This is a genomic window from Sphingomonas qomolangmaensis, assembly GCF_024496245.1.
Taxonomy (GTDB): domain Bacteria; phylum Pseudomonadota; class Alphaproteobacteria; order Sphingomonadales; family Sphingomonadaceae; genus Sphingomonas; species Sphingomonas qomolangmaensis.
The window spans coordinates 1513004-1537266 of sequence record NZ_CP101740.1 but is presented as its reverse complement, the minus strand read 5'-3'; the positions used below and the strand labels follow the sequence as shown (position 1 = coordinate 1537266).

General features: G+C 64.1%; 19 protein-coding genes. 12 read left to right on the top strand and 7 right to left on the bottom strand.

The features are described from left to right. Nucleotides 1-26 precede the first annotated feature (26 nt). Together NMP03_RS07280 and NMP03_RS07275 are read right to left on the bottom strand one after the other, a co-directional pair. A complete protein-coding gene (locus tag NMP03_RS07280; protein WP_256507820.1) occupies nucleotides 27-965 on the bottom strand; it encodes a 3-keto-disaccharide hydrolase in 939 nt (312 codons plus the stop codon). 83 nt (nucleotides 966-1048) lie between these two features. Then, nucleotides 1049-2407, bottom strand: a complete 1359-nt coding sequence (locus NMP03_RS07275) for an Nramp family divalent metal transporter (protein ID WP_256507819.1) — start codon at nucleotides 2405-2407, stop codon at nucleotides 1049-1051. Between the two features lie 68 nt (nucleotides 2408-2475). On the opposite strand from NMP03_RS07275, the gene mntR reads away from it, so the two are divergent. The 12 genes from mntR to NMP03_RS07215 all read left to right on the top strand — a co-directional run bounded on the left by mntR (nucleotide 2476) and on the right by NMP03_RS07215 (nucleotide 14190). Continuing rightward, nucleotides 2476-2946, top strand: coding sequence for a manganese-binding transcriptional regulator MntR (gene mntR, locus NMP03_RS07270; RefSeq protein WP_256507818.1), 471 nt, complete (start codon nucleotides 2476-2478; stop codon nucleotides 2944-2946). Between the two features lie 74 nt (nucleotides 2947-3020). Next, complete coding sequence (locus NMP03_RS07265; protein ID WP_256507817.1) at nucleotides 3021-3674, top strand: DUF1275 family protein; 654 nt, start codon at nucleotides 3021-3023, stop codon at nucleotides 3672-3674. Nucleotides 3675-3805: 131 nt separating this feature from the next. After that, entirely contained in the window at nucleotides 3806-4879 is a 1074-nt protein-coding gene (locus tag NMP03_RS07260) for an AI-2E family transporter (RefSeq protein ID WP_256507816.1), read from the top strand. A gap of 77 nt (nucleotides 4880-4956) precedes the next feature. After that, entirely contained in the window at nucleotides 4957-5295 is a 339-nt protein-coding gene (locus tag NMP03_RS07255) for a hypothetical protein (RefSeq protein WP_256507815.1), read from the top strand. A gap of 92 nt (nucleotides 5296-5387) precedes the next feature. After that, a complete protein-coding gene (locus NMP03_RS07250; RefSeq protein WP_256507814.1) occupies nucleotides 5388-6284 on the top strand; it encodes an ABC transporter ATP-binding protein in 897 nt (298 codons plus the stop codon). A 16-nt stretch (nucleotides 6285-6300) separates the two neighbouring features. After that, complete coding sequence (locus NMP03_RS07245; RefSeq protein ID WP_256507813.1) at nucleotides 6301-9888, top strand: ABC transporter permease/M1 family aminopeptidase; 3588 nt, start codon at nucleotides 6301-6303, stop codon at nucleotides 9886-9888. 660 nt (nucleotides 9889-10548) lie between these two features. Next, entirely contained in the window at nucleotides 10549-11568 is a 1020-nt protein-coding gene (locus NMP03_RS07240) for a restriction endonuclease (RefSeq protein ID WP_256507812.1), read from the top strand. A 121-nt stretch (nucleotides 11569-11689) separates the two neighbouring features. Next, on the top strand, nucleotides 11690-12955 hold the full coding sequence (locus NMP03_RS07235) for a hypothetical protein (RefSeq protein ID WP_256507811.1): 1266 nt from the start codon (nucleotides 11690-11692) through the stop codon (nucleotides 12953-12955). Between the two features lie 100 nt (nucleotides 12956-13055). Continuing rightward, on the top strand, nucleotides 13056-13256 hold the full coding sequence (locus tag NMP03_RS07230) for a hypothetical protein (protein WP_256507810.1): 201 nt from the start codon (nucleotides 13056-13058) through the stop codon (nucleotides 13254-13256). A gap of 12 nt (nucleotides 13257-13268) precedes the next feature. After that, nucleotides 13269-13400: a hypothetical protein gene (locus tag NMP03_RS07225; RefSeq protein WP_256507809.1), complete on the top strand. Its 132-nt coding sequence runs from the start codon at nucleotides 13269-13271 to the stop codon at nucleotides 13398-13400. A gap of 17 nt (nucleotides 13401-13417) precedes the next feature. Then, a complete protein-coding gene (locus NMP03_RS07220; protein WP_256507808.1) occupies nucleotides 13418-13621 on the top strand; it encodes a hypothetical protein in 204 nt (67 codons plus the stop codon). Between the two features lie 104 nt (nucleotides 13622-13725). Continuing rightward, complete coding sequence (locus tag NMP03_RS07215) at nucleotides 13726-14190, top strand: hypothetical protein (protein WP_256507807.1); 465 nt, start codon at nucleotides 13726-13728, stop codon at nucleotides 14188-14190. 390 nt (nucleotides 14191-14580) lie between these two features. Here NMP03_RS07215 and NMP03_RS07210 read toward each other — a convergent pair whose 3' ends face one another. From NMP03_RS07210 to NMP03_RS07195, 5 genes are all read right to left on the bottom strand, one after another. Continuing rightward, nucleotides 14581-17715, bottom strand: a complete 3135-nt coding sequence (locus NMP03_RS07210) for an AAA family ATPase (protein WP_256507806.1) — start codon at nucleotides 17713-17715, stop codon at nucleotides 14581-14583. After that, entirely contained in the window at nucleotides 17712-18404 is a 693-nt protein-coding gene (locus tag NMP03_RS07205; RefSeq protein ID WP_256507805.1) for an ABC-three component system middle component 1, read from the bottom strand. Before NMP03_RS07205 ends, NMP03_RS07210 begins: the two co-directional genes overlap by 4 nt. Beyond that, on the bottom strand, nucleotides 18401-19711 hold the full coding sequence (locus tag NMP03_RS16175; RefSeq protein ID WP_319937635.1) for an ABC-three component system protein: 1311 nt from the start codon (nucleotides 19709-19711) through the stop codon (nucleotides 18401-18403). Before NMP03_RS16175 ends, NMP03_RS07205 begins: the two co-directional genes overlap by 4 nt. Nucleotides 19712-20481: 770 nt before the next feature. Continuing rightward, nucleotides 20482-21183, bottom strand: a complete 702-nt coding sequence (locus NMP03_RS16170; protein WP_319937631.1) for a hypothetical protein — start codon at nucleotides 21181-21183, stop codon at nucleotides 20482-20484. Nucleotides 21184-21776: 593 nt separating this feature from the next. Further along, the gene (locus NMP03_RS07195) at nucleotides 21777-24227 is read right to left on the bottom strand and encodes a hypothetical protein (protein ID WP_256507803.1); all 2451 of its coding nucleotides are present in this window, start codon (nucleotides 24225-24227) and stop codon (nucleotides 21777-21779) included. Nucleotides 24228-24263 lie beyond the last annotated feature (36 nt).

The following is a 24263-nucleotide window of genomic DNA, read 5'->3' as shown; positions in this document are numbered from 1 at the left end:
TTTAAAGTCGTCTGTCGCCCCCCCCATCACTCCCCCACCACAACCCGCGGCAGCGTCTTGATCGGCTCCACCGTGATCCCCCGGAACCACGTCTCGGCCCCTTCGGACTGCAACTGGATCTGGCCATGCGTCAGCGGCACGCGGGTGCCGTCGGGGGCGATCGTCGCCAGGTCGCGGACCTGCGCCACCGGCACGCCGTTGACGACATGCACCGCGCGGTCGCCCACCACGTACAGGTCGAGCGTGTTCCACTCGCCCACCGGGCGCTCGGCGTCGGTCGCCGCCTCGACATTCCAGGTCGGGGTGCCATTGACGATGTCGATCTCGGTGCCGCCCGCGCGGTAGCGCAGATGCGGCGCGATCAGCGTCGGATCGAAACTCACATTGGTGCGCCCGCGCAGCTTGCCGCCCACCGCGACGATCATGCCGGTCGATCCGGTCATGATCTCGAACTCCGATGATGGCCGCCAGGTGCCGAACACTTCGCCGGGCGCGCCATGCGTGTGATAGAGCAGGCCGTTGTTGCGCGGCAGCGTTTCGCGCGGCGCGAAGGTCTTGGCCCCCCATTTGAACTCCAGCCGCAGGTGATAGTCGCGCAGGTCCGCGCGGTGGACCAGGCTGCCCCAGGTCTCGCCCTTCACCCAGATCGCCGGCGCCCCGTCGATCTCGCGCACCGCGAAATCGCTTTTGGTGTCGCGGGAGGTGCCGATCGGCGTCGCGCCGGGCTTGGCCTGATAGGTGATCGCGGGATCGGCATAGCCCAGCCACGCCGTCCACCCGTCTAGGCTGCGCCCGTCAAACAGCGCGATCGGCTTGCCCGTCGGCTCGGGCAGGTCGGCGAGCGTCAGCCGCTGCGGCGCGGCGACGGGCTCGCCCGCAATCGCGCGCGCCTGCTGCTGCGAATCCTGCGCCAGCGCCGGTGTGCCAAGCGCCAGCAGCGCCGCGAATGCCCGATGAACCCGCATATTCGTCCCCTCCGCCCTTCGCCCGACGGCGATTATGGCAAGAAGCATAGCGCGGTAACGCTAACAGGCGAAAGCGTTTTGCTTCAGATCATCGCCGCGAAATCGATCAGCAGCTTCACGTTGAGGGTCACGATCACCGCCGCGACAATCCACGCCGCCCATTTGAGCGCGGGGCGGTTGGCGAAGCCGCCCATCTTGGCGCGATCGCTGGTGAAGGCGACCAGCGGGATCACCGCGAAGGGCAATTGCATCGACAGCACCACTTGGCTGAACACCAGCAATTGCGCGGTGCCGCTGTCGCCATACAGCGCCGCGACGGTCACCGCGGGGATGATCGCCAGCAGCCGGGTGATCAGCCGCCGCTGCCATGCGGGCAGGCGGATTCGCAGGAATCCCTCCATCACGATCTGTCCGGCGAGCGTCGCGGTGATCGTCGAATTCTGCCCCGACGCCAGCAGCGCGACCGCGAAGAGCGTGCTGGCGACGCCCACCCCCAGCATCGGTGCGAGCAACTGATACGCATCGCCGATCTCGGCGACGTCGGTGCGTCCTGCGGTGTGGAAGGTCGCGGCGGCCAGGATCAGGATCGCCGAATTGATCAGCAGCGCCAGCATCAGCGCGATCGTGCTGTCGAGCGTCGCGTATTTGATCGCCTCGCGCTTGCCCCGCTCGTCGCGCTCGAACGCGCGCGTCTGGACGATCGACGAATGCAGATACAGGTTATGCGGCATCACCGTCGCGCCGAGGATGCCGATCGCGACGTACAGCATCGCCGGGTTGGTCACGACCTGCGTGGTGGGGATGTAGCCGCGCAGCACGTCGCCGATCGCGGGCTGCGCCAGCGCGAGCTCGACTGCGAAGCACACGCCGATCACGATCAGCAGCGCGATCACGAACGCCTCGAGCTTGCGGAAGCCGCGTTGCTGCAGCAGCAGGATCAGCAGCACGTCGAACGCGGTGATGACGACGCCCCAGACCAGCGGGATGCCGAACAGCAATTGCAGCGCGATCGCGGTGCCGATCACCTCGGCCAGGTCGCAGGCGATGATCGCCAGCTCGCACGCCACCCACAGCATGAACCCCACCGGGCGGCTATAATGGTCGCGGCAGGCCTGCGCCAGGTCGCGGCCGGTGACGATGCCGAGCTTTGCGGCAAGCGCCTGCAACAGGATCGCCATCACGTTCGACAGCAGCACGACCGACAGCAATGTATAGCCGAACTGCGATCCCCCCGCGAGGCCGGTCGCCCAGTTGCCGGGGTCCATGTATCCGACCGCGACCAGATAGCCGGGGCCGGAAAACGCGCCCATCTTGGTCCAGAAGCGCGCATCGCGCGGGATCGGGATGCTGCGGAACACCTCGGGCAGGCTGTCGCCCGATTGCGTACGCCAGCCGCGCGGCTTGGCGGGGCTGGCCTCGGGCTCGATCGCGTCGTCGGTCATGCAGGGCGTCTCCGGTCGCCCAGCCTATATGCGCGCGCGATCAAGATTAGCTAGGGCTAATATTTGGAATGTCGGCATTGCCATGGCAAGGGTGCGGCGACGTACAGGAGCTGCCCGCCGTGACCTTGCCCGAACCCCAGGAACATGCGCGCCGCTTCGCGCGCCTGCGCTCGGCGCACCGCACCGAAACGCAGGAGGATTATGTCGAGCTGATCGCCGATCTGATCGCCGAAACCGGTGAGGCGCGGGCCACCGACCTCGCCGAACGGCTGGGCGTCACCCCCGCGACGGTGGCGAACACGCTGACCCGGCTCAAGCGCGACAGTCTGGTCGAGATGCGCCCCTACCGCTCGATCTTCCTGACGGATGAGGGGCGCGCGCTGGCGGCACGATCGAAGGCGCGGCACGACATCGTCGTCGGCTTCCTGCTGCGGCTGGGCGTATCGAGCGAAATCGCCGAGATGGACGCCGAGGGGCTCGAACATCACCTGAGCCAGGAAACGCTCGACGCGATGCAGGCGTTCGGCACGAAGCGATAATTCTCCGTCGGTTTAGCCGTGGCTCGTCCGAGGATATCGAACGCCGACCCACCGCTTCGTGCTAAGCCCTGCCGATGGTCCGATACGACATGCGCATCAGGTTGCTGGCCGCTTCGCTGTCGGCGCTGGCGGGGTTTGTCGACGCGGTCGGCTTCGTCCACCTGGGCGGCTTCTTCGTCTCGTTCATGAGCGGGAACACCACGCGGATCGGGGTCGGGTTGAGCGAGCGCGGCGGCGACGCGGTGGTCGCCGGCGGGCTAATCCTGAGCTTCGTTGCGGGGGTCGTGTTCGGATCGCTGGTGGGGCGGCGTTTCGGCACCGCGCGGCGATCGGCGGTCCTGGCGTTGGTGGCGGCGCTACTCGGGCTGGCGGCGTTGCTCGCGGCGTGGGGCTATCATGGCGCCGCCGCGGTTGCGATGGCGCTGGCGATGGGGGCCGAGAATGCGGTGTTCGCCGAGGGCGCCGACATCCATATCGGGCTCACCTATATGACGGGAACGCTGGTGAAGCTGGGCCAGCATATCGCGATCGCGCTCGGGGGCGGCGATCGCTTCGGATGGGCGCCGTATCTGCTGCTATGGGCGGGGTTGCTTGCAGGCGGCGTTGCGGGCGCGGCGAGCTATGCCGTTGCCGGAATGGGCGCGCTGTGGGCTGCGGCCGCGGCGGCGGGCATTGCCGCGATCATCGCCGCGCGGATCGGGTCGGGGCAGCGGTTCGAGGGTCGCTGATCCGGGCGCTCCCGCGGCGCGGACCAAAAGCGCCAGGTAGGGGTTTGGACGACGTCGTTCCGAATTCGGACGTGCGTGTCCGCCGCAGTTGGCGCATGCAAAGCATCAACTAGCGCAAGGCAAGCTCCCCGATGGCGGTGAATCGTGAACGCGTTGAGAATGGCGGCCTGATCGCGCTGGTCGTGCTGGTCACGCTGGCGCTGCTGCTGGTGGTGGCGGACTTTATCGGCGCGTTGCTGTGGGCGACGCTGGCGGCGATCCTGTTCCAGCCGCTGTTCCACCGGCTGCTCGCGCGCTTTCCCGATCGGCGCAATACCGCCGCGGCGCTGACGATCCTGATCATCACCGTCGCGGTCGTCATCCCCGCCATCGTCATCGCCAGCCTAGTCGTCGACCAGGCCGCGGGGGTGTATAGCCAGATGCTGTCGGGGCAGATCAATTTCGGGCTGTATTTCGAGCAGGTCCACGACGCGCTGCCGCTTCGGCTGCAGCGGCTGGTCGACAATTCGGGCTTCAACAGCCTCGAGCAGGCGCAGGCGAGCCTTGCCCGCGCGGTCGGCAGCAGCGCGAGCATGCTCGCCACCCGCGCGCTGTCGATCGGCGCCAATGCGGCGGGCTTCCTGCTCGCCTTCGGCGTCGGGCTGTACATCACCTTCTTCCTGCTGCGCGACGGCGACGACATCGGGCCGGCGATCGTCCGCGCGATGCCGCTCGAGCGGTCGGTCGCCGAGCGGCTGGCCGACAAGTTCGTCGCGGTGGTGCGCGCGACGATCAAGGGCTCGGGGATCGTCGCGCTGGTGCAAGGCGCGATCGGCGCGGCCACCTTCTGGGTGGTAGGGCTGCCCGCGGCGTTGCTGTGGGGGGTGCTGATGGCGATCGCCGCGCTGCTGCCCGCGATCGGCCCCGCGCTGATCTGGGCGCCGGTCGGCATCTATCTGCTGGCGACCGGCGCGATCTGGCAGGCGGCGATCGTGATCCTGTCGGGGGTGCTGGTGATCGGGCTCGCCGACAATATCCTGCGCCCGATCCTGGTGGGGCGCGACACCGGCATCCCCGATTGGCTGGTGCTGGTGACCACGCTCGGCGGGATCAATCTGGTCGGCTTGAGCGGCATCGTCGTCGGCCCGCTCGCCGCGGGGTTGTTCATCGCGGCTTGGCAGGTGCTGACCGAGCAACGGCTGGGCGATACGCCCGGTACCGGCTGATCGCGCGTCATGCGGCGGTGGTAAGGCGGCGCTTGCTGCGATAGGGGCGCAACCAGCTTTCAGGAACCAGATCGACCATGGCGCGCAAACATTCGAAGCATGATCCCTATGGCGATGCCGACCGCGAGGACGAGGCACCAGCGGCGTCGGTAGTATGCTGGCTGTGCGGCCGGCCGACCGGCAAGACGATCGTCTGGCATCATCCGGTCCCCAAGAGCCGGGGCGGGCGCGACGTCGTGCCGATGCACGGCATCTGCCAGCAGACGCTGACCGCCAACTTCACCAATTCCGAGCTGCAGCGGCACGGGATGGACGTCGAAGGGCTGCTGGCGAACCCCAATGTCCGCAAGTTCGTCGATTGGGTCGCGAAAAAGGACCCTGATTTCACCGCTACCATCACCAAGAAGCAGCGCTGACCTGCCCACCGAGGCTATCGTCGGCTATTCGTTTATAGTGCTTTGCCCCTGCAATACACCGTGTTAGGCTTCGCCTCTGACCGGGGGGTAAGATGCTCGAACTCAACAACATCAGCCATGTCTATGCCAATGGCACGCGCGCGCTCGACGGCGTCAGCCTGTCGATCCCCAAGGGGATGTACGGGCTGCTAGGCCCCAATGGCGCGGGCAAATCGACGCTGATGCGCACCATCGCCACGCTCCAGACGCCGACCGAGGGTACGATCAGCTTCGGCGACATCGACGTGATCGCCCAGCCCGAACGACTGCGCCGCACGCTCGGCTATCTGCCGCAGGATTTCGGGGTGTATCCGCGCGTATCGGCCTATGACATGCTGGATCACATGGCGGTGCTCAAGGGCGTCGCCTCGGCCGCCGATCGCAAGGCGACGGTCGAGACATTGCTCAACCAGACCAATTTATGGTCGGTGCGCAAGAAGGCGATCGCGGGCTTTTCGGGCGGGATGCGCCAGCGCTTCGGGATCGCGCAGGCGCTGATCGGCAATCCCGAGCTGATCATCGTCGACGAGCCGACCGCCGGGCTCGACCCCGAGGAGCGCAACCGCTTCCTCAACCTGCTTGCCGAGATCGGCGAGAATGTCGTCATCATCCTGTCGACGCACATCGTCGAGGACGTCGCCGATCTGTGCCCGCGCATGGCGATCCTGGCGGGCGGGCGGATCCAGCGTGAAGGCGCGCCGCACGATCTGATCGCGCAAACCCGCGGCAACATCTGGGCAAAGACGATCGCGCGCGACCAGCTCGACGCCTATCGCGAGCGCTATGAGGTGATCTCGACCCGGCTGTTCGCCGGCCGGACGGTGATCCATATCCTGGCGCCAGCAGATCCCGGCGACGGCTTCACCAGCGTCGACGGCGGGCTCGAGGACGTCTATTTCTCGACGCTCGCGCACAGCCGCCGCACGCCCTTGCCCGCGCAAGCCGCCTGAGCGGGGAGCGCAGCGCATGTTCGCCCGCATCGCCGCCTTCGAGCTTCGCTACCAGCTCGGCAGCCCCGTCTTCTGGGTCGTCGCTATCCTGTTCTTCCTGCTGACCTTCGGCGCGACGACGATCGACCAGATCCAGATCGGCAGCGGCGGCAACGTCCATGTCAATTCGCCCTTTGCGATCGCGCAGACGCATCTGATCCTGTCGATCTTCTTCATGTTCGTGACCACCGCGTTCGTCGCCAACGTGATCGTGCGCGACGACGAAAGCGGCTTCGGGCCGATGGTGCGATCGACGCGGGTGGTGAAGTTCGACTATCTGATCGGCCGCTTCGCGGGCGCGCTCGGCGCCGCCGCGATCGCCTTTGCCGCGGTGCCACTCGCGATCTGGCTCGGTTCGCTGATGCCCTGGCTCGATGCCGAGACGCTGGGGCCGAACCGGCTGCGGTATTACGCCTTCGCCTATTTCGTGTTGGCGCTGCCCAATGTGGTGCTGACCGCGGCGATCTTCTTTGCCGTGGCGACGCTGACGCGGTCGATGGTGTACAGCTATCTGGGGGTGATCGTCTTCCTCGTCGGCTATTTCGTGCTGATCGGCGTGATCCAGGCGCGTCCCGAATGGCGCGACACCGTCGCCTATTTCGAACCCTTCGGCATCGGCGCGTTCGGCGTGACCGCGCGATATTGGACCGCGGCCGAATCCAATACGATGATACCCCCGATCGAGGGCGCATTGCTCGTTAATCGCTGCCTGGCGTTCGGCGTCGCGGGGCTCGCGCTGCTGCTGGCCTATGCTCGGTTCAGCTTTGCCGAACGCGGCATGTCGAAGCGTCGGATGCGGCGGCAGGCCAAGCGCGAGGCCAAGCTCGCAGCGCAGCCGCCGGCGATCGTGGCCAAGCTGCCCGCGACGAATCCCGAGGCCGCCCGCGGCACCCAGCTTCTTGCGCGGTGCCGGTTCGAGATCGGGCAGGTGCTCAAGAGCCCCGCCTTTTTCGTGCTGCTGGCGATCGGTCTCGCCAATGCGGTGGGCGGCCTGCTCGGCGCCAACCAGGCCTATGGCACCCCCGGCCGGCCGCTGACCTTCGCGATCCTCGAAGTGCTGTTCGGCAGCTTCGCGATCATCCCGATCGTCATCGCGATCTATTATGCGGGCGAAGTCGTATGGCGCGATCGCGATCGCCGGATGCACGAGATCGTCGATGCCACCGCCTTGCCCAATTGGGCGTATATGGTGCCCAAAACGCTCGCGGTGGCGATCGTGTTGTTCGCGACGCTCGCGGTATCGGTCGTCGCGGCGATCCTGGTCCAGGTGATCCGCGGCGGCGCCAGCATCGAGCTTGGCCAATATCTCGGCTGGTATCTGGTCCCGCTATCGATCGACATGCTGTTGATCGCGGTGCTGGCGGTGTTCCTCCAGGCGCTCAGCCCCAACAAATATGTCGGGTGGGCGCTGATGGTCGTCTATCTCGTCGCAACGATCACCTTGTCGAACATCGGCTTCGAACACCCGCTATATCTGTACGGCAGCACCGGCACGCCGCAGCTTTCGGACATGAACGGCGATCAGGTTGGCGGGCCGGCGGGGTGGTGGTTGCGGCTCTATTGGGGCGCTTTTGCCGTCATTCTGGCGGTGCTGGCGCATTTGCTGTGGCGGCGCGGTACCGAGACGCGGCTCAAGGCACGGCTGGCGCGGCTGCCCGCCCGGCTCAGGGGCGCACCCGGCGCGATCATCGCCGCCGCGTTGCTGGTCTTCGGCGCGACCGGCGGGTTCCTGTACTGGAACATGAACGTCCTCAACGACTATCGCACCCGCGACGACAACAACGCCAAGCTCGCCGACTATGAGAAACGCTATCTGCGCTACGAGACCGTGCGCCAGCCATCGGCGACGGCGATGCGCATCAAGGTCGATCTCTATCCCGAGCGTCGCCGCATGGAGGCACGCGGCCGCTTCTGGCTGATCAACGACACCGGTGCGCCGCTCGAGACGCTGCACGTCCGTGCCGCCGATCCTTCGATGCGGATTACCGGTATCGGCGTGCCCGGCGCCCGGCTGGCGACCGACGACGCGAAGAACCAATACCGCATCTACCGCTTCGATACCCCGCTCGCGCCAGGGGCGCGCACCGTGCTCGACTTCACCACGATGCGCGAACAGCGCGGGCTTCGCGCTAATGGCGATGACACCCGGCTCGTTGCCAATGGCAGCTTCCTCAACAACACCGAATTCGCGCCGCAGATCGGGATGCAGCGTTTCGGCTTGCTCACCGACCGCGCCGAGCGGCGCAAATACGGGCTGCCCGCCGAGCAGCGCATGGCCAAGCTCGAAGATATGTCGGCAACGCGGCGCAACTATATCGCCAATGCCAGCTGGGTCATGAGCGACATCACGCTGTCGACCAGCGCCGATCAGGTGCCGATCGCGCCCGGCCGCCGCGTGTCGGACACCACCGCCGGTGGCCGCCGCACCGCGCGCTTCGTGTCGACCGCACCGATCCTCGCCTTTTTCTCGGTCCAGTCGGCACGCTATGCCGAGGCGACCGCACGCGCGGGCGATGTGGCGCTCAGCGTCTATCACCACCCCGGCCATGCCTATAACGTCCCGCGGATGCTGGCGGCGATGCAGCGGTCGCTCGGCTATTTCGAACGCGCGTTCGGCCCCTATCAGTTCGATTATGCGCGGGTCATCGAATTTCCGGGCTATGCCACGTTCGCGCAGGCGTTTGCCGGCACCATTCCCTATTCGGAAAAGATCGGCTTCATCGCCGATACCCGCGATCCCAAGGCGATCGACTATGTGACCTATGTCACCGCGCACGAGCTGGCGCATCAATATTGGGCGCACCAATTGATCAGTGCCGACATGCAGGGCGGCACGATGCTGGTCGAGACGCTGGCACAATATGGCGCGCTGATGGTGATGAAGGACATGTATGGCGACGACCGCATCCGCCGCTTCCTGAAATACGAACTCGACAATTACCTGCGTTCACGCGGCAGCGAGGCGATCGAGGAGCTGCCGCTCAATCGGGTCGAGAACCAGGGGTATATCCATTACCGCAAGGGTTCGCTGGCGATGTACCTGCTGCAGGACCGGCTGGGCGAAGACCGCGTCAACGCAATGCTCGCGGCGTTGCTCGACCGCTATCGCTTCAAGGGTGCGCCCTATGCGCGATCGACCGATCTGGTCGAAGGCTTTCGGGGGCTCGCGCGCAACGATGCCGAGCGGCAGCTGGTCGCCGACCTGCTCGAACGAATCACCATCTACGATCTCAAGACCACCGCAGCGACGGTTCGCCCGATCGCCGGCGGGCGGTTCGAAACGACGCTGACCGTCGCAGCGGGCAAGGCCTATGCCGATGGCAAGGGCGTCGAGAAACAAGCGCCGCTGAACGACATGATCGAGATCGGCGTGTTCACCGCACGCCCCGGCGTGGGCGATTTCGCAGCGCCCAACGTCGTGTCGATCGAACGCCGCCCGGTCCGCAGCGGGCAGCAGCAGATTCGCATCGTCACCGCGCGCCGCCCGACCTTTGCCGGCGTCGATCCGTACAACAAATATGTCGATCGCAACTCGGACGATAACGTGGTGGCGATCACGGACTAATCGCGGCGGGGGGGGCGGCGAGGCCACGCCCCGGGGCGCTCGCGCGCAGAAATGCGGTGAAAAGCTGGCTGGGGCGGCAGGGGCCCCAGCCAAATATAACGCCGGCTAAGTGCTTGATATTACTGGCGCGCAGATACCGTCTGCGCAGTCTCTTGTTACAGTGCATTGGCACAGCGTGCAACGCCTGCAGCACTCGGCGGTGCTTCTTTGAATCTTGATCGGTCACCGTCGTATCCGTTGTGCGCTTTCGACATGCTAAGCGTAAAAACATGGGACGCGAGCCTGACTCGGCGCAGACTACGACCACCCTTTGGGGGCCATCGAGCCGTCCTCTGGCGTCAGCAAAGACCCATTTGCCGTCACTCAAGCTGGGTTGGTCACGCCCCGAAACCGGTCATCCGTCAATGTGCTTTCCGACTGGAACTGGGCCGTCAGCGGACTTGCGGCTTTCGTTTGAAAGTCGCGTGAAGCGGACATCAGATGTGAAGCTAACGGATTTCTGGAACTGGGCCGTTGGGGAGCCTGCGTTTTTAGTAAGGCCACTCCGTAGGTGAGACATAGACGCGGGCGGCATAATACTTGAGCGCGCCAGCGCGATTCCCCTGTTTTTCGCGAGGCGACGCGCTTAGGCTCGGACGGGAACAAGGGCCAGAACGCGACGTGCACGACAAGGACAGCTTTGAATACTGGCTGACACCTCCCGATCCGGTTCCAAAGGGCTGGTACCAGCGCCGTGGTTTTGCGCTCGAGCGGATCATCTCCCGTATCCTGTTGGCCGAAGGGTTGGAACCCAAAACTCATATTCGCCCCAGCGGAGAGGAAATCGACGGGTCGTTCCTGTTCGCGGAACGAACCTTCCTGCTTGAGGCGAAATGGAAGGCCGAGCCGGTTCCGGCGTCCGACTTCTATGCCTTCAAGGGCAAGGTCGATGGCAAGCTCGTCGGCACCATCGGCGTGTTTGTCTCGATGTCCGGCTTCTCGCCGGACGCCGTCGACGCGCTCAAGTTCGGCAAGGAGATCAACCTGATCCTGTTCAATGGCAGCGACTTCCAACTCGTTGCCCAAGGCCATCTGACGTTCATCGCCGCCTTACGAGAGAAGCTGCGCTACGCGGCCGAGGAGGGCCAGCCGTTTCTGCCGCTCAGCGCCGGGCCCGACGCGGCGGCGGCAGCAGCCAAGGCAACATCGGTACCAGTCGGAAACGCGGCATCGTTCAGGACGGGTCTCGCCAATATCATCGTCGAGGGCGCCGCAGACCAAGAAGCATTGCAGATCCTGTTTGGCCGCGTCGATGCCGGTATCGCCGCGGCGACCCGCGTCTGGCCAGCTGGCGGACAGCTCAACGTGGCGAGCCTTTTGCGACAGCTCCATGCCGCCGGCGTGCCAGGGCTCGCTGCAGTCATCGAGAGCGACATGCCAATGGAGCGCCTCGCGGAGGTACACGACACGCTTTCCACGATGGGAGGGCATTTACTTGTCCTGACACCGAGCCTGGAGGACGTTCTCGAGAACGCCTGCGATGTCGATTATATCAATCTTGTGCCGCCCACGGGCAGCAAAATGAAAGCCGCCCGCCGCGTCGCCCGCAACGCCGATATCGAACGGCTTATGTCGCAGAACCGAGATTTCGGAAAATTCATGGACTGGATGCGCGGCACCGTCGCCAGGGGGAAAGGATGATCGGCAGGGCCAATCGTGCCGGACCCAAGCATGGCGGCACGGCGTTGATGGCGGTAAACTTTCGGCCGGCCTGGGCACCGCCGAAGCTCAAGGTCGCTTGCGCCAGGCAAGGCGTCAGCTGATGCTGGCGATCGACTTCCCGCAGATTTCCGCCGCGTTGCGCGTATTGCCCGGCGGCCTCGTACCAATCTACCCGAATGGCAGATTGTCGCTGGCGGTGAAGCTCTCCAAGGAGGCCCTGCTCGCGATCCGCCAACATCGTGGTTTCGCGGTCTATGTGGTGCCGTTTGGAGCGAAAGATGGCCTGTCCTTCGGCTTCGTCTCTGCTTTCTTCGACGATGCCGACGAGCCGCTTGTCGTCCGCACACCGCTGTTCGGTGACGACGATACCTCGCTCGCCTTGGTCGGAATGATGCTGGCGCCCGAAATCGATGTCTATTTCGTTGACGATCTCGGCCGCGACCGGATGGCGTATCGCTGCACGGTCGAAGATCCCGGCAGCCATCTGCAGACGCAGGAGGAACTGCGTCTGCCTCCGCAAAGCCACGCCAGCGGGACCGACATTCTCTATTGGCTGCAACATTGGTTCGGACATCGCACCTCCGAGGACGATGCCCGCGCGATTCGCGTCCGCTTCGCCGAGCCGCTCTGGCCCGAGGATCTCGCGATCCTCGACGTGCGCGAAGGCGTGCACAACTATGTCGGTTCGGACGGCTATGCGATCTCGATGCTGGAGCGCGACTCGCGGCGACCCGGCTATTTCCAGGAAAGGGATATTGCCGAGGCGCTACGGCGCTTCATGGCGCCCCAGCAGATCATTCTCAATCCGTTCAAGCGCGGATCGGACAAGGAGTTCGTCGATGTCGTCGCCGCGACCGGAAGCGCCATCCTGCTGATCCAAGCCAAGGACAGCCCGAATACGGCCGAGAGCCTCGCGCGGACCATCGATCGCAAATTGCGCAAGTCCCAGAGCCAGATCGCCGAGGCGGTGGCGCAGGGTAAGGGCGCGCTGAACTATGCCGGGACCGCCGACCCCATCCTGCTCACCGTCCTCCGCGAGGATATCGATTTGCATCGCGCCGGGCGGCCGCTGATCAGCGTCGCTATCGTGAAGGAGATTTTTCCGTCGCAGGCGGAGAGCGTTGCCGACCTGATGCGGGCAGCGCACGCGCGCGGCGAGCCGCTCCTCATCCTCGACTACATGGGATTCAGCGCGTTCGCCCATTACGCCACCGACGAAGCGCGATTCGTCACCGAGCTGGAGGCATGGGCTAAGGCCTTTGTTGGCGGCAGCGCCACGGTCGAGCCACGTGCCTTTCTCGTCGACAGGTATCTGGCGCGCCTGAATGACGGCGGAGCAGGTGATGCGGGAGCAGCCGGTCAATGAACTGCTTCCCTTCGCCCGAACATAGTGTCGTTCCAACGCCTGCCGGCGCGCATTACGCGCCAACCGAGCCGAGGGTTAGGCTCGTATCTGGCAGGACCGAGTGCCCGAGACAACCGAGCAGCGGCTGACCCGCATCGCCGGGGTCGGCGACTGGGTTATCAAGCTCACGGAGCTTGAGGGACAGGATGGCCAGCCCGCGCGGTCGATCAGCTTCGTCGGGATCGAGTTCCTGCCGCCGCTCGGCTACCGGCAACTGGCCGAGGCCCGCCTGCATGTGCCGGTTACGGTCCCGCTCGACTGACATAACGCAAGGGTGCTCGAAACCGACATTCCCGGCGTCGATATCGACAAGATCGCCAAGGGCCATGCCACCCTGGAGAGCGTCTTGTCCTCGATGACGGTGAGTCTGCGCGTGGCGGCTGGTTGCCCTCCGGGCTTGCCGTGAGTCGGCCCGGGGTAACCGTGCTTCTCGACCGCAACGCCGTCTCGCAGATCAGGGCTCGCTACGAGGGCGGCACGGTGGTCGCGGAAGAGCGCGATTTTCTCGACATGCTTGCCGACGTCGACGTCCGCATCAATCCGCTGCTCTTCGCCATGGAAGGCAATGGCCGCGGCAACCCTGCCCCGCGCTGCTCGCGGCCCAGCTCGAGGAAGCGGCCGCACTGATCGGCAAGGCGCTACCCAAAGCCACGCTCGCGATCGGCGACCAAAGCATTGCCGGCGCGCTGGGGCTGATCGAGGACACGCGTCGCGGACTTGCCCGCAAGCAGGTGTTTCTCATTGATATCGCGCCGGCTCTCGTTTCGCCGACCAGCCGGGCCTTGCTTGATACTCGGTGGCAAAAGCTGCTGGAGGCCGCGGACCGGTACCAGGTGCCGCGCAACTCGCTCGTCGTGCTCGCCGCGCTGAGTGCGGTGGCCGTGCCGAATTCCGGCAGCCCGGCGAAGAAATTGCTCAAGTTCCGATCCGATTACAGCGCCGGCGACGCCTATAACGCGCTCGCGGATCTGAGATCACTAGAGATATTGATCAACCTGTTCGCGCTGTTTCCCAACGAGCGTGTGGCACTGTTCACTGCGGACCGGGCGCTCGCATTATTCTGGACCGGCATCCAAGCGCATGACTTCCGCCGTGCGGGCGAAAGCGCCCATTTCGAACTCGCTCCGGTCGAGGCGTTGTTGCCGGGGGCCAGTCTCGATCGCTGGCGACAGGCCGTAGTCGACCACCCGGCATAGCCGCTACCGGCGGAGTGAGGATCGCCCGCCTTCTCGGCTTCCGAACGAACGGCAGCTTGCGGGAAAGTTCTAGTCGGTTTCGAGCGACTGAGATTGGGCGCAAAGCCGAACGGCAGCCATGCGGCATCACGACCCAAAAGTGGACTTTCGGGCGCTCCATGGCACCTGGCAAAAGCAGACCCCCCCTTCGTCGCCGCCTCGACGACAGCTACGCGCACTAACATCGGTCGTTTAGTTCCGACTCCAACGACCCTGAAGGCTGCCACTCGCGAGGTGGCTAGCCGACACATGATCTCAACGATTATCCGTTCAGGCGGAAGCGTCACTGTTAATGACTACAATGCGGTGAGGTGAATGCTGGCCGCTAAGCTTCAGGTCACCATATGAAAATCAGCCGTTACTTGCGCTTTGCGCGGCGGCATCTCGACGCAATATACGGTTTGCGGCTGGATTTTGCTCGGGTTCGACCCACACGACTCCCTTGTCGGACGGTGCCGTCAGCAACACCGTCGTACAGGGTAGCCCGGCCGCGTCGAATTTGCGAGCGATGAAGTCGCTTTCACCGCGATCATGGCTCGACATGATCAGCTGGTAGCCGTTCATTTCCACCATATTGCGCATCACATCGACGAACGCCGCGGTGTGGATGATGTCATTATGCTGGAGCGGGTCGTCGAGCAGCAGCGCGCGCCACCGCGACCAGGGGTAGGCGGTGCTCGCCGCACAAAGGATGCTGAAACCATTGGCCGCGAGCTGACCTTCGCTCAGCACTACCTGCGGCGGCAGATCCTTTACCGCCTCGATCGCGTTTTCGACCTTCTCGCGGTAGCGCAGCGCCATCCCGAACGTCGTCGCGTCTACACGGGTATCGGCTCTGAACTGGATGCTCTCGCCCGGAGTGCTCAGCATCGCTTCGTTGAAATCGTCGATCACCGTGTTGAGCGGGTCGAGCACACGTGTAGAAAAGTCGTTGGCCTGCGCCTGCAGATCTTCTGAATAGCGTTTGACGGCATTACGCGCCGCGGTCGTTAGCTTGACTGTGGCTTTGGCAGAGGCGAGCTTCGACTTGAGGTTGGCCAGGTGAGCCGTAGGGTCGCCGGCACTTTCTTCGCCACCCGCCAGGCGCAACGCGGACACGATCTCGTCGATTTCGGTCTGCAGCAATGCGTCTTCATTGTCGCGCGCCAGTATCAGCTGCCGCTCGGCAAGCGAGCGCAGGCCGACGAGCGTCGCATCGACTGCCGCTACCCCTTCATCATAGCCCGCCTGGCTAGGAATGCCCGGTAGCCCCGCCTGTGTCCAGCGCAGCTGAATTTGACGCGCGCCCTGTTCGGCAGTCGCACGCGTCGCTTCCGTCGCCGCGAGCGCCGCTTTCCCGGTGTCGACCGCCGCCTGTTCGCGCTGCGACGCCGCCACCGTAGCGCTGGCCGCCTCGACCAGCTCGGAGAGGCGCGCTCGCGCCGCTTCGGCCTCGCCGCGTACCGATGTCAGCCGTGCCTCGATATCGGCCAAGGTCGCATTCGACAGGTTGCGCGCGGAAATCCGGTCCGCGCAGGCGGCATCCTCACTCTCGAACTGCGCGACGCGCGCGCCGAGCTGGCTTTCGCGCACGATAAGTTCGTCGAGGCGGTTGGCTGCCGCCGAGCGCTGTTCGCTCGCCGCTGCGGCATTTGCGGCCATCAGATCGAGCGCCGCCTCCGCCGTTGCCAGCGCGGTCTCCGCATCGCTCCGTCGTCGTGCGGCGAGCGGCGCGAGATCACTGTAGGCAGGCACGTCGAGCGAGAGGGCAACCGCCTCCCGTGCATCGCTCGCTGCACGAGCTGTCGTATCGGCTGCGCGAACGAGCTCGTCGACAACTGCGACCTGCGCCTTCAGCGCGTCGATCTTGCTAGTCAGGTCACTGCGGTTTGCCCGCAGTGCTTCAACCACTTCGTCCGCCTGCGCGAGCCGACCGTCGCTCCCGACCGCGGCGGCATCGGCAAGCGCCTTAAGCACGCCAGGCGCAAATGATGTGTTGCAGACCGGGCAGTCCGTGTCGTTCGCGTGAAGATGACTAGCAAGCTGCGACAGCGCCGCGCTGATAGCCGTGGCATGCCGATCGGCCTCCGCACGGTCACGCTCGGCATCGCCGATGCGGCGGTCGACCCCAGCCAATTGAGTCTCGAGCGCGACAATCTGGACGGTCACAGGCCCGGCAACCTCGCGGCCTTGCGCCAGCGCTGCCGAAGCTTTTGCGGACTCCGCTTCCAGATTCAGATAATCCGCCATCGCTTCGTCGAGCGCCCGGGCGGATGCCGCGAGGCTGCGCAGGCGCGCCACCTCCGCCGCCGCCTCTGCGTGATTGCCGATCGTGCCGTCGGCTATCTGGATAGTTGCCCGATTCGCCGCGATCGCCTCGACCAGCGCCGCGCGATCCGCCGCGTCGGTGGCGATGAGCGCAAGGAGCTGCTGACGGCGCGCGAGATCAGTGCTGCCCGCCTCAAGCACCTGAATATTGTGGCCGATCGTCGCGATCGCCGCCTGCTGTGCGGTCACGGCGTTATTTGCCGTGCTGACGAGCGGCAATGCCCGGCCGAGCCGCGCTTGCGCATCGCTAACCTCGCCACGCAATCGAACGAGTGCCGGCGTATCGAGGCGGCTCTCCGCCTGGCTGATCGCATATTGCACGGCGAGCGGCGCCAAAGCCTCGAGCCCTGCCTTGCGCTCGCCCATCAAGCGGAGCGCGTCGCCGATCCGGTCGCCCAGGGCTGCGAGCCGTCGCCCGACATCCTCCCCGGTGATCGCAAGTGGCTGTCCCGTTATGAGCTCGGGCAGATCGGTCTCCAGCTGGTCGATCCGCTCGGTGACCTCGGCCGCCGTCAGCGCGCCCGTCGCGCGGGCGGCCGAACGCAGCCGCTCGAGGCGCGTCAGCCAGCCTTGCCAGTCGGCAATCTGTCGCTCGAGCGTCGTGACCACCGTCTGCTGCGTTTCTATACGCCGGTTGAATGCCGTCACCGTCGGACGCCCGCGCAGCCCAGCTCGAATTCGCTCCAGCCGATCGATGCCGCTCGGCCCCTTCAATGCCTGCCACTGATCGCGCGGGTCGCGACTGGTGAACCGTTGCTGCGCCGCCTGTCCCAGGAAATGCGTCAGGGCGAGATAGGTGCCGAGATCATTGATCGCCCGACGGTCGGGCCGGGCGAGCCGAGCCACAATGTCGGCAGTCGCCGTGCCGGTGCCTGCCGCGCGCACGATCGGTTCCTCGCCAGAAAAAGTCAGTGATACACGGTGCGAACCGGGCTCGGCGCCTCGACGGGTGAGATAGTCCTTCTCGGCGAGCCTCTTCTTGCCCTTCTGGACATAGGGTTCGAAGCGCCGGATCGTGTTTGTCAGACCCCATTCGATCGCATCGAAAAAGCTGCTCTTTCCAAGACCGTTGGTCCCGGTGAGCAGCACCAGGCCAGGCGCTGCCGGTATCTCGATCTCGAAATCGCCGAACGTTCGGAAATCATGGGTGCCGATGCGAGACAGAAAAATATCGCTCATGCCTGACCTCGCCGTTCCCAGGCCTTCACCAACGCAATGACGATGTCATCCGGCGACTTCTTCTCGTCGAGTGCGATCCGCTCCCATTCCTCGGCTAGTGTCCGCGGCAATCCCGGTTTGGGCACGCCGCCACTCAATTCGTCGAGCGCTGCGTCCTCGAAATCATCCTTGTCAACTTCCCATGGGCGGGCGAGGAACGTTCTTTTGAGAAAGTCGGCGAAGCTCGCCTCGTCGCTGTCGTCATCCTCGGGACGGAGCCACGCCAGTTTTCGGGCTACGCGATCGTCGCGCTCGACCATGAGGGCGAGCGCTCGCCATGCTTCCTGCCGCTCGCTCGCACGCGGACCAAGCAACATCAGCTGCAGGTCAAGCGCTTCGTTGCTGGCGAGATAGGAACGCGCAACGACGCATTGGTTGCGGTAGCGCCGCAAAGTCTCGCGCACCGCTTCAAGGGTTGCGATGTCCGGCAACAGGCCGAGGACGATGTTGAAGCGATCGATGCGGACGGCATGGCTTTCGGCGGGCAAGTCGGCTGGACTGAGCAAGGTCGATTTGGTCGAGCCGCCGTTGAAGGTCGAGCTGGCCAATTGCGGCCGGTCCGAAACCGTGAGACCAACTCCACTCGCTGCCTTGCGCAGACGGTCTGTGAAGTCGACCAGTTTGGAAGACAATTTCACCCCGTCGGTCATGCTGCGCCGCCTTTCTCGATCGCCTTGTTCAACACCTCAAAATGCCGCGCCTCGACCGCCGCCAGCAGGTCGCGAAGAGCGCCAAGGCCAGCCGCGACCGCGTCCGAGAAATCGCGGTTGATCGACATGATCACCGGACCCGCACCATCCGTTTCGCTCAACGCCGGCTGATCGGAGTCGATCTGGGCAAAGGCACGTTCAGCCCCGCGTGCAACTTCGATCATGCCCTTGACGATCAGGATGACGAACTGAGTCTGCCACATATAGGAGGCTGCGCACAGCGCCATGTCGTTCCCGTTGATCAAGTTAGCGGCACAGCCGTGACCCGCCCAGGCACTATCGCCGTCACGCTCGCGGATGAGGTTGCCCGGGCCAGCGCCCTTGGGGGAGGTGGTTTGCCAGGCAGCCGCGATCGCCAGCGACACCGCTGTGCCGCGAATGATCTCCTTCCTTTTGGTCGGCCCAACCAGCACCTGTGCGGCATCGCGATTATCACCGTCTTCGACCGCGCAAATCATCAGCCGCAAGAAATGGTTGAGTAGTCCGGGGTCATCGGCGAACGACGCCCGCCAATCGACCCAGGTGGCCGCCATAGCGGCGCGGAGATCGTTCGCAACGGTCAGTCCGACCGGCCGGCCAGGGTCGGCGTTGCTGGCAAAGAAGGGCTGAAGGTGCGCGTTGAGTTTATCGAGAAGCCAAGCGTCGAGCGCGCGATGAATTCGCCGCGCCAAGATATCAGGGGCGACCTCGACCGGATTTTGTGCCGCACCACCGGGATTTCCGCCAGTTATGGTCGGCATCGTCATACCCTCGGCGTGCAGGGAGTCGAGGCTCAACGCCCTGACATGTTGGGTCCACAACGCTGGCGTGGCATGCAGTCGGCTGACGCGGCTGTGGCACGCTACCCGAAGGATCGCGCCGGCCGCCGCGCCGAACTGATCGGGGCCGTCGGGCAGGATGATCTCAAACGCCTGATCATCGCTCCATGCGCGCACGAGCTCTTCGGCCGCAATGGCCCCGGACCAGCGCAAGCGGTCGGCACTACGCCGGACCTGAATCGAGATCGGCAGTTGTTGCTCGGTGTGCCGCTGCCATCTGGGCGCAAGCGGAATGCCGGCTTTGCGGGCCGCTTCCAGAAACAGCGTCCGAGCATGACCCGACAATTTCGGGATCAGCGTCGCATTCCCGTGACGAGCTAGCCACTCCTTATGTACGTCATCATGGCCGGCCAGATGCGGCTCGAAGGGACCGCGTACCGCGGCGCGCAAAGGACCGCGACGCACAATCACGGAATCGGCGGCGACCATCTCGCCTGCGCAGTCGAGCCAGAATGGTGCCGCTGGCTCGTGGGCGGGGTCGGGTGGATCGATTCGCACCACCGCGTCGCAGTGGAGATGACGAAAGCTTCGCTGTGCATCGGCATCGCAGGCCTTAACAGTCAGATAGGCGGCGAGACGATTGAGGGTCGACGTCGAGACTTCGAACATCTCGGCACGCTGCGTCTGCAATGTCAGCCGGACGCCGGGCCGCAGTTGTTGGGTCACGGCAGCGACCAGCCCGATCGCGTTGAGCCGAGCGAATAATTGCGCGTCATACGCCGCCATGAAATCGTACCGCGCGCCTGCCGCGTCGGCGGTGCGAGCCTCGATGTCGATCGCTGCCAGTACGGCGGAAAGCTCGTCGATTCCCGGATGATTTGCGATCATGCCGATCATGCCAGCGTGATCGAAATTTGTTGCCCCGGCAGCAACGAGGTCGATCAAGCCACCATCGCCGGCACCGCTGACAAAGAAGCGCGGAGTCGGGCGCCCCTGAAATTCGGCGACGGGCACGCCGGCGTCGGACCAATAACTCGCGCTCTGGATGTTCTGGACCGGCTCATCGGGTTCGAGGCCAAATCCCACAGCGAGCAACACCATATTGAAACGCTCGGTCGGCTCCTGCCCCGGTTCCGGCGCGTCCAGGTCGAGGTAGCGGACGGCATAGCCGTCTGCTGCGAGGTCCAGCCCAGTCACGCTGTGACGTGGACGCTTCTGCAGCCGCGGGGCGACGCGCAGACAGATATGCTCGAACCCTGTCAGGACATCGTCGCGCACCGACACGCAGCTGCCGGACTCCCAGTCGAGAATGGGCAGATCGGCGATCGGATCGGTCGTATCGTGCGCCGGCCAGTCGTAGATATGCGGGTCGAGCCGACGCCGCGCGGTCGTCGACTGGAGCGATAGTAACTCGCCGGCGGTCTCGAACAGCCACACGTTCCGTCGCCCAGCACGATGTGCATCGCCTGTGGTCGGGCACCCTGGACCTCGGCGATCAGATCCGAATACAGGCCCAGCTGAAGAACATGACTGGCCTTGGCCGCCCGGGCCAGCTTGGTGTCGACCGCCTCGTAGCTCCACGAGCCTAACGCGGAAGGTGTTTCGACTCGGCGCAGAAAATCCACGAAGCCATGCCAGGGCTGATCGAGAAACGCTGCCTGATAGACGATTTCGGAACCCTCGCGCATCGCCACCATAGTCGCGGTCGCGCGGTGCTCGAGCGAGCCGGAGGCCGTCACCTCTGCCACATCCCCCAACTGCTTCAGATGCTCGAGATAGGCTGCCTCGTGCTTGTGCCCTGCGTCCTGAATTAACTTCGCCCCTTCCTCGTCCGTAGCCCGATCCGGGAGGCTCGCAGGATCGCGCAGCTTGCGCAGGTTCAGCGCGGCCGCGTGTGCACAGCCGAGAAAGGCGTTGAGGTCTGATGCCGAGTGCAGCAGGAAATCATGATATTTACGCATATGGGGCTACTCGGCAGGGCGGGCGACAAGGGCGGACGCCGATGAATTATCGCACGTGTCGTTTTCCCCACAAGGAGTAATGTTTGCTCACGTTTTCACAGATCTAGGGTAGATCGGACCACACGCGCCGAAGTCCATGTCCACTCCCATAAACAGTCATTACGCGAAGCCTAGCCCCCATAAGCAATCATTTTGCGGTGCCCAGTGCGAAACAAGCACGTTTTGGCAGCGGCAAACTATCAGGTTTTGAGCGCTGAACGCTGTACCACAGGCCTCGCTACGTAACGTTCAATCGCCCGCCCGCACACCAACTCTTGACGCTTCCGCCGCAACGGATGCTCAGCCAATCGGTTGGCTTGCTTGGGGTCCTTTTGCTCTCAAGGCGATCGGCCAGATTGAGCGCAGGAGAACGGGCCCTAATTATAGAAACGCCCGACAGCCCATACGGCTAGGGCACCAGGGATATGAGATCTACTTTAGCCGACAGCATTCGCGTGCGCTTAAATTCATAAATTCTACCTTCTAAACTAGGAAGAACCGTATGGCGGGTTGACCGGCTGCTAGCCTTTAAAATCAGCCCGCCCCGCTTGGGTTCAGCTACCCTTGCTGGACGCGGCCGAAATCACGCTTGTGCTAACAGTTCCTGCGGTAGCGGGACCATCTTTGAGTGTAACTTTGACAACCGTGTTGGGGATCAGGTTTTCAAGGTCGAGGACAATCTCGCCCGCTCCTGCTACCTTCCATCCGTTGCCATCTAGCTTAAGGGCTGAGCCACCCCTTGCGGTGGCGGTGTTGACCTGCGCGCCCTCAACGGAGAGCTTGAGCTTGTCCGCCGACGCGGCGGCATTTGACGTCCCTACAACTACGATGAGTTTCCCCAAGCCTTTCGCCGGGTCAGCAACGATGCCCGTGGCCGTAGCCCCCAAGGTGAACGGAGTCGTAGTAGACGCCTTGGTTGCGTCGAAAAAGCGAACAGGGTACTCCTGTACACAGACATCGCCGTCCTTGATGGCTTTGTCGTCAGGACATTGCCCGTTCGGATAAGTCATTGAAAGCTTTAACTGGTATAGACGCTGGATTCCGGCGGTTGTGGAGGCAGTCCCACCAGCTTGGCCGGTCGCCTCTGAGTCCGCTGTCGGCTTGATTCCAAACCGCGCAAGCGGCTGGAAGGACCCTGTAACAGAGCGCCCGTTGGCCGCGATAGTGGCGGTGGATGCGGGTATCGGGGGACCACTTCCTTCGACGAGCATTAGCTGAGCCGCCCGGAACTCGAGCATATCCTGTCCAAGTGGAATGGTAACGGTCGAATCCCCGCTTGTTAGATTCACTAGGACTTGCTGCTTGGGCGGGAGCGCGGGCTTCCGTTGCCTGAGCCTGACAGGAACGTTTGTAAAGGCAAACTGACCCGTCGGCCTGACACTCTGGAGTTCGGTCCAGAGAGGGGCGGCTACCATTTGGTAGCGCAGCCGGGCCAGCGATAGGCACATCGGGTCTGAGGCAGCGAACCGTAGGTCCACGCCGCTTCCGGACGCATCGAGCACTTTTCCATCATCACCTCGCCTGTAGCCCTTCCCTTCCAGCAACTTTATATAATCGTCCTGATCCAGCGCGTACGCCCGCTGTACGCCGAATAGCTTCTTGAACCTGCCGGGCTTACACATACTAGCACTCAAGTGCTTGCCGACCACGTAATCGTAGAACTTCGAGCGGTTCTGACTCGTGACCCACTGGTACATTTGGGCGAGCTCAAGGTAGTTGAATTGACCGACGAACTGCTCCTGGATGTGGCTGATCTGTTCCATTAGCCGAGCGGTTCCCGGTCGGTACGGGAGGGAGCGGCCCGTCGCGCCATCGCGGAAGTTCGTTCGCGAAACCACAGTTAGATTGCGCTCGCCGTCGCCAGTGAAGGCTGTTCCTTTAGAGTTGATGCAAGGTCGAACAACTACGACGAGCGATACGAAGTGGTTCCGCTCAGACATAACATAGCCGTAACGCGGGCTCTGGACCGCTCCGAGACGCACCCGAACCGTGTCGTCGCTGAGCTTGGCGACAGTCATAAGGCTGTTGGTTTCGCGTCCCTCGCTGCGGCGGAGCGCCTCTGATGTCCGGCCAAACTGCCCGCCCAACCCCACATTGCCCGCAGTGCCAAGCATAGAAAGTGCGAGCTGTCGGACGTTGTCTGCCGAACGTGCCGCCTTCATGCCCTCTAAATTGTCGGTAACAATCATTGGCAGCACCTGTAAGGTGTCATAACTCCCAGCGGCGCATTCGGATTGTCGGCCGGCGATAGCCGCGGCCGCCGTAGGCATGCCCGGAGTCGCCCCGTTTTCAAGAGATCTAGCAAGCGACTGGGTTGGTAGCGCCAGCCCAGCCCGGCTCTGCTCGTCCTCCGAGTGAATGGTGATGTCAGCCTCGACGTCGTACGGCATCGATCTTGCATTCGGCGCGACGTTGAGTTGAAGGCGCACGACAAACGCCTGCGAGCCCGGCCAGCGCACCTGGTCCTTTATGTACCTGTTCAGTAGCGCAACCTCCTGCAGCAGGGCAGTAGCTGCTAGGTAGCGCAGCATCGGGTCGTCGCCGAAGGTGGGGCTCGCGAGCGCAGTGAGAGCGGCGGCGCCTGTTGGAGTAAGTCCGGCGGGAGCGGGAACGGTCCCGGTCTGCCGTGTCCGCGTATTGTCTACCGTTGTTACAATCTCGCCGGTTTCCGCGTCTGTGACTTCGTTAGTAGTCCGCAGGCTGGTGACGCCCGGTAGGCCGGCCTGAACATTTGCAGTTAGCGCATCAAAAAGGCGTTCGTCGAACGACTGCGTGATTGGCATCGCGTTTGCGAGTGCTGTGGCGCTGTCCAATTTGAAGTTGGGCTGAAGATCCGTCGCAACCTCATCCCACTCGATCGGATCACCATGCTTGGATATAGCGACTGTACCGACGTCGTCCGCCCATTGGACCTGTATGCCTCTCTCAAAGGCGGGTTCACCGGCGCACCCCCCGAGAAGTGTTAGGCTGAATCCCGCCGAAAGCACGTAAGACGACTTTTTCATAACACCCCCCGGTTTCAGCTAAAGCGAGTTCGACCG

Coding starts and splice junctions, on each gene's coding strand:
- NMP03_RS07280 (WP_256507820.1), bottom strand. CDS start 965: ATGCGGGTTCATCGGGCATTCGCGGCGCTGCTGGCGCTTGGCACACCG.
- NMP03_RS07275 (WP_256507819.1), bottom strand. CDS start 2,407: ATGACCGACGACGCGATCGAGCCCGAGGCCAGCCCCGCCAAGCCGCGC.
- mntR (WP_256507818.1), top strand. CDS start 2,476: ATGTCGGCATTGCCATGGCAAGGGTGCGGCGACGTACAGGAGCTGCCC.
- NMP03_RS07265 (WP_256507817.1), top strand. CDS start 3,021: ATGGTCCGATACGACATGCGCATCAGGTTGCTGGCCGCTTCGCTGTCG.
- NMP03_RS07260 (WP_256507816.1), top strand. CDS start 3,806: ATGGCGGTGAATCGTGAACGCGTTGAGAATGGCGGCCTGATCGCGCTG.
- NMP03_RS07255 (WP_256507815.1), top strand. CDS start 4,957: ATGGCGCGCAAACATTCGAAGCATGATCCCTATGGCGATGCCGACCGC.
- NMP03_RS07250 (WP_256507814.1), top strand. CDS start 5,388: ATGCTCGAACTCAACAACATCAGCCATGTCTATGCCAATGGCACGCGC.
- NMP03_RS07245 (WP_256507813.1), top strand. CDS start 6,301: ATGTTCGCCCGCATCGCCGCCTTCGAGCTTCGCTACCAGCTCGGCAGC.
- NMP03_RS07235 (WP_256507811.1), top strand. CDS start 11,690: ATGCTGGCGATCGACTTCCCGCAGATTTCCGCCGCGTTGCGCGTATTG.
- NMP03_RS07210 (WP_256507806.1), bottom strand. CDS start 17,715: ATGAGCGATATTTTTCTGTCTCGCATCGGCACCCATGATTTCCGAACG.
- NMP03_RS07205 (WP_256507805.1), bottom strand. CDS start 18,404: ATGACCGACGGGGTGAAATTGTCTTCCAAACTGGTCGACTTCACAGAC.
- NMP03_RS16175 (WP_319937635.1), bottom strand. CDS start 19,711: ATGGTCGCCGCCGATTCCGTGATTGTGCGTCGCGGTCCTTTGCGCGCC.
- NMP03_RS16170 (WP_319937631.1), bottom strand. CDS start 21,183: ATGCGTAAATATCATGATTTCCTGCTGCACTCGGCATCAGACCTCAAC.
- NMP03_RS07195 (WP_256507803.1), bottom strand. CDS start 24,227: ATGAAAAAGTCGTCTTACGTGCTTTCGGCGGGATTCAGCCTAACACTT.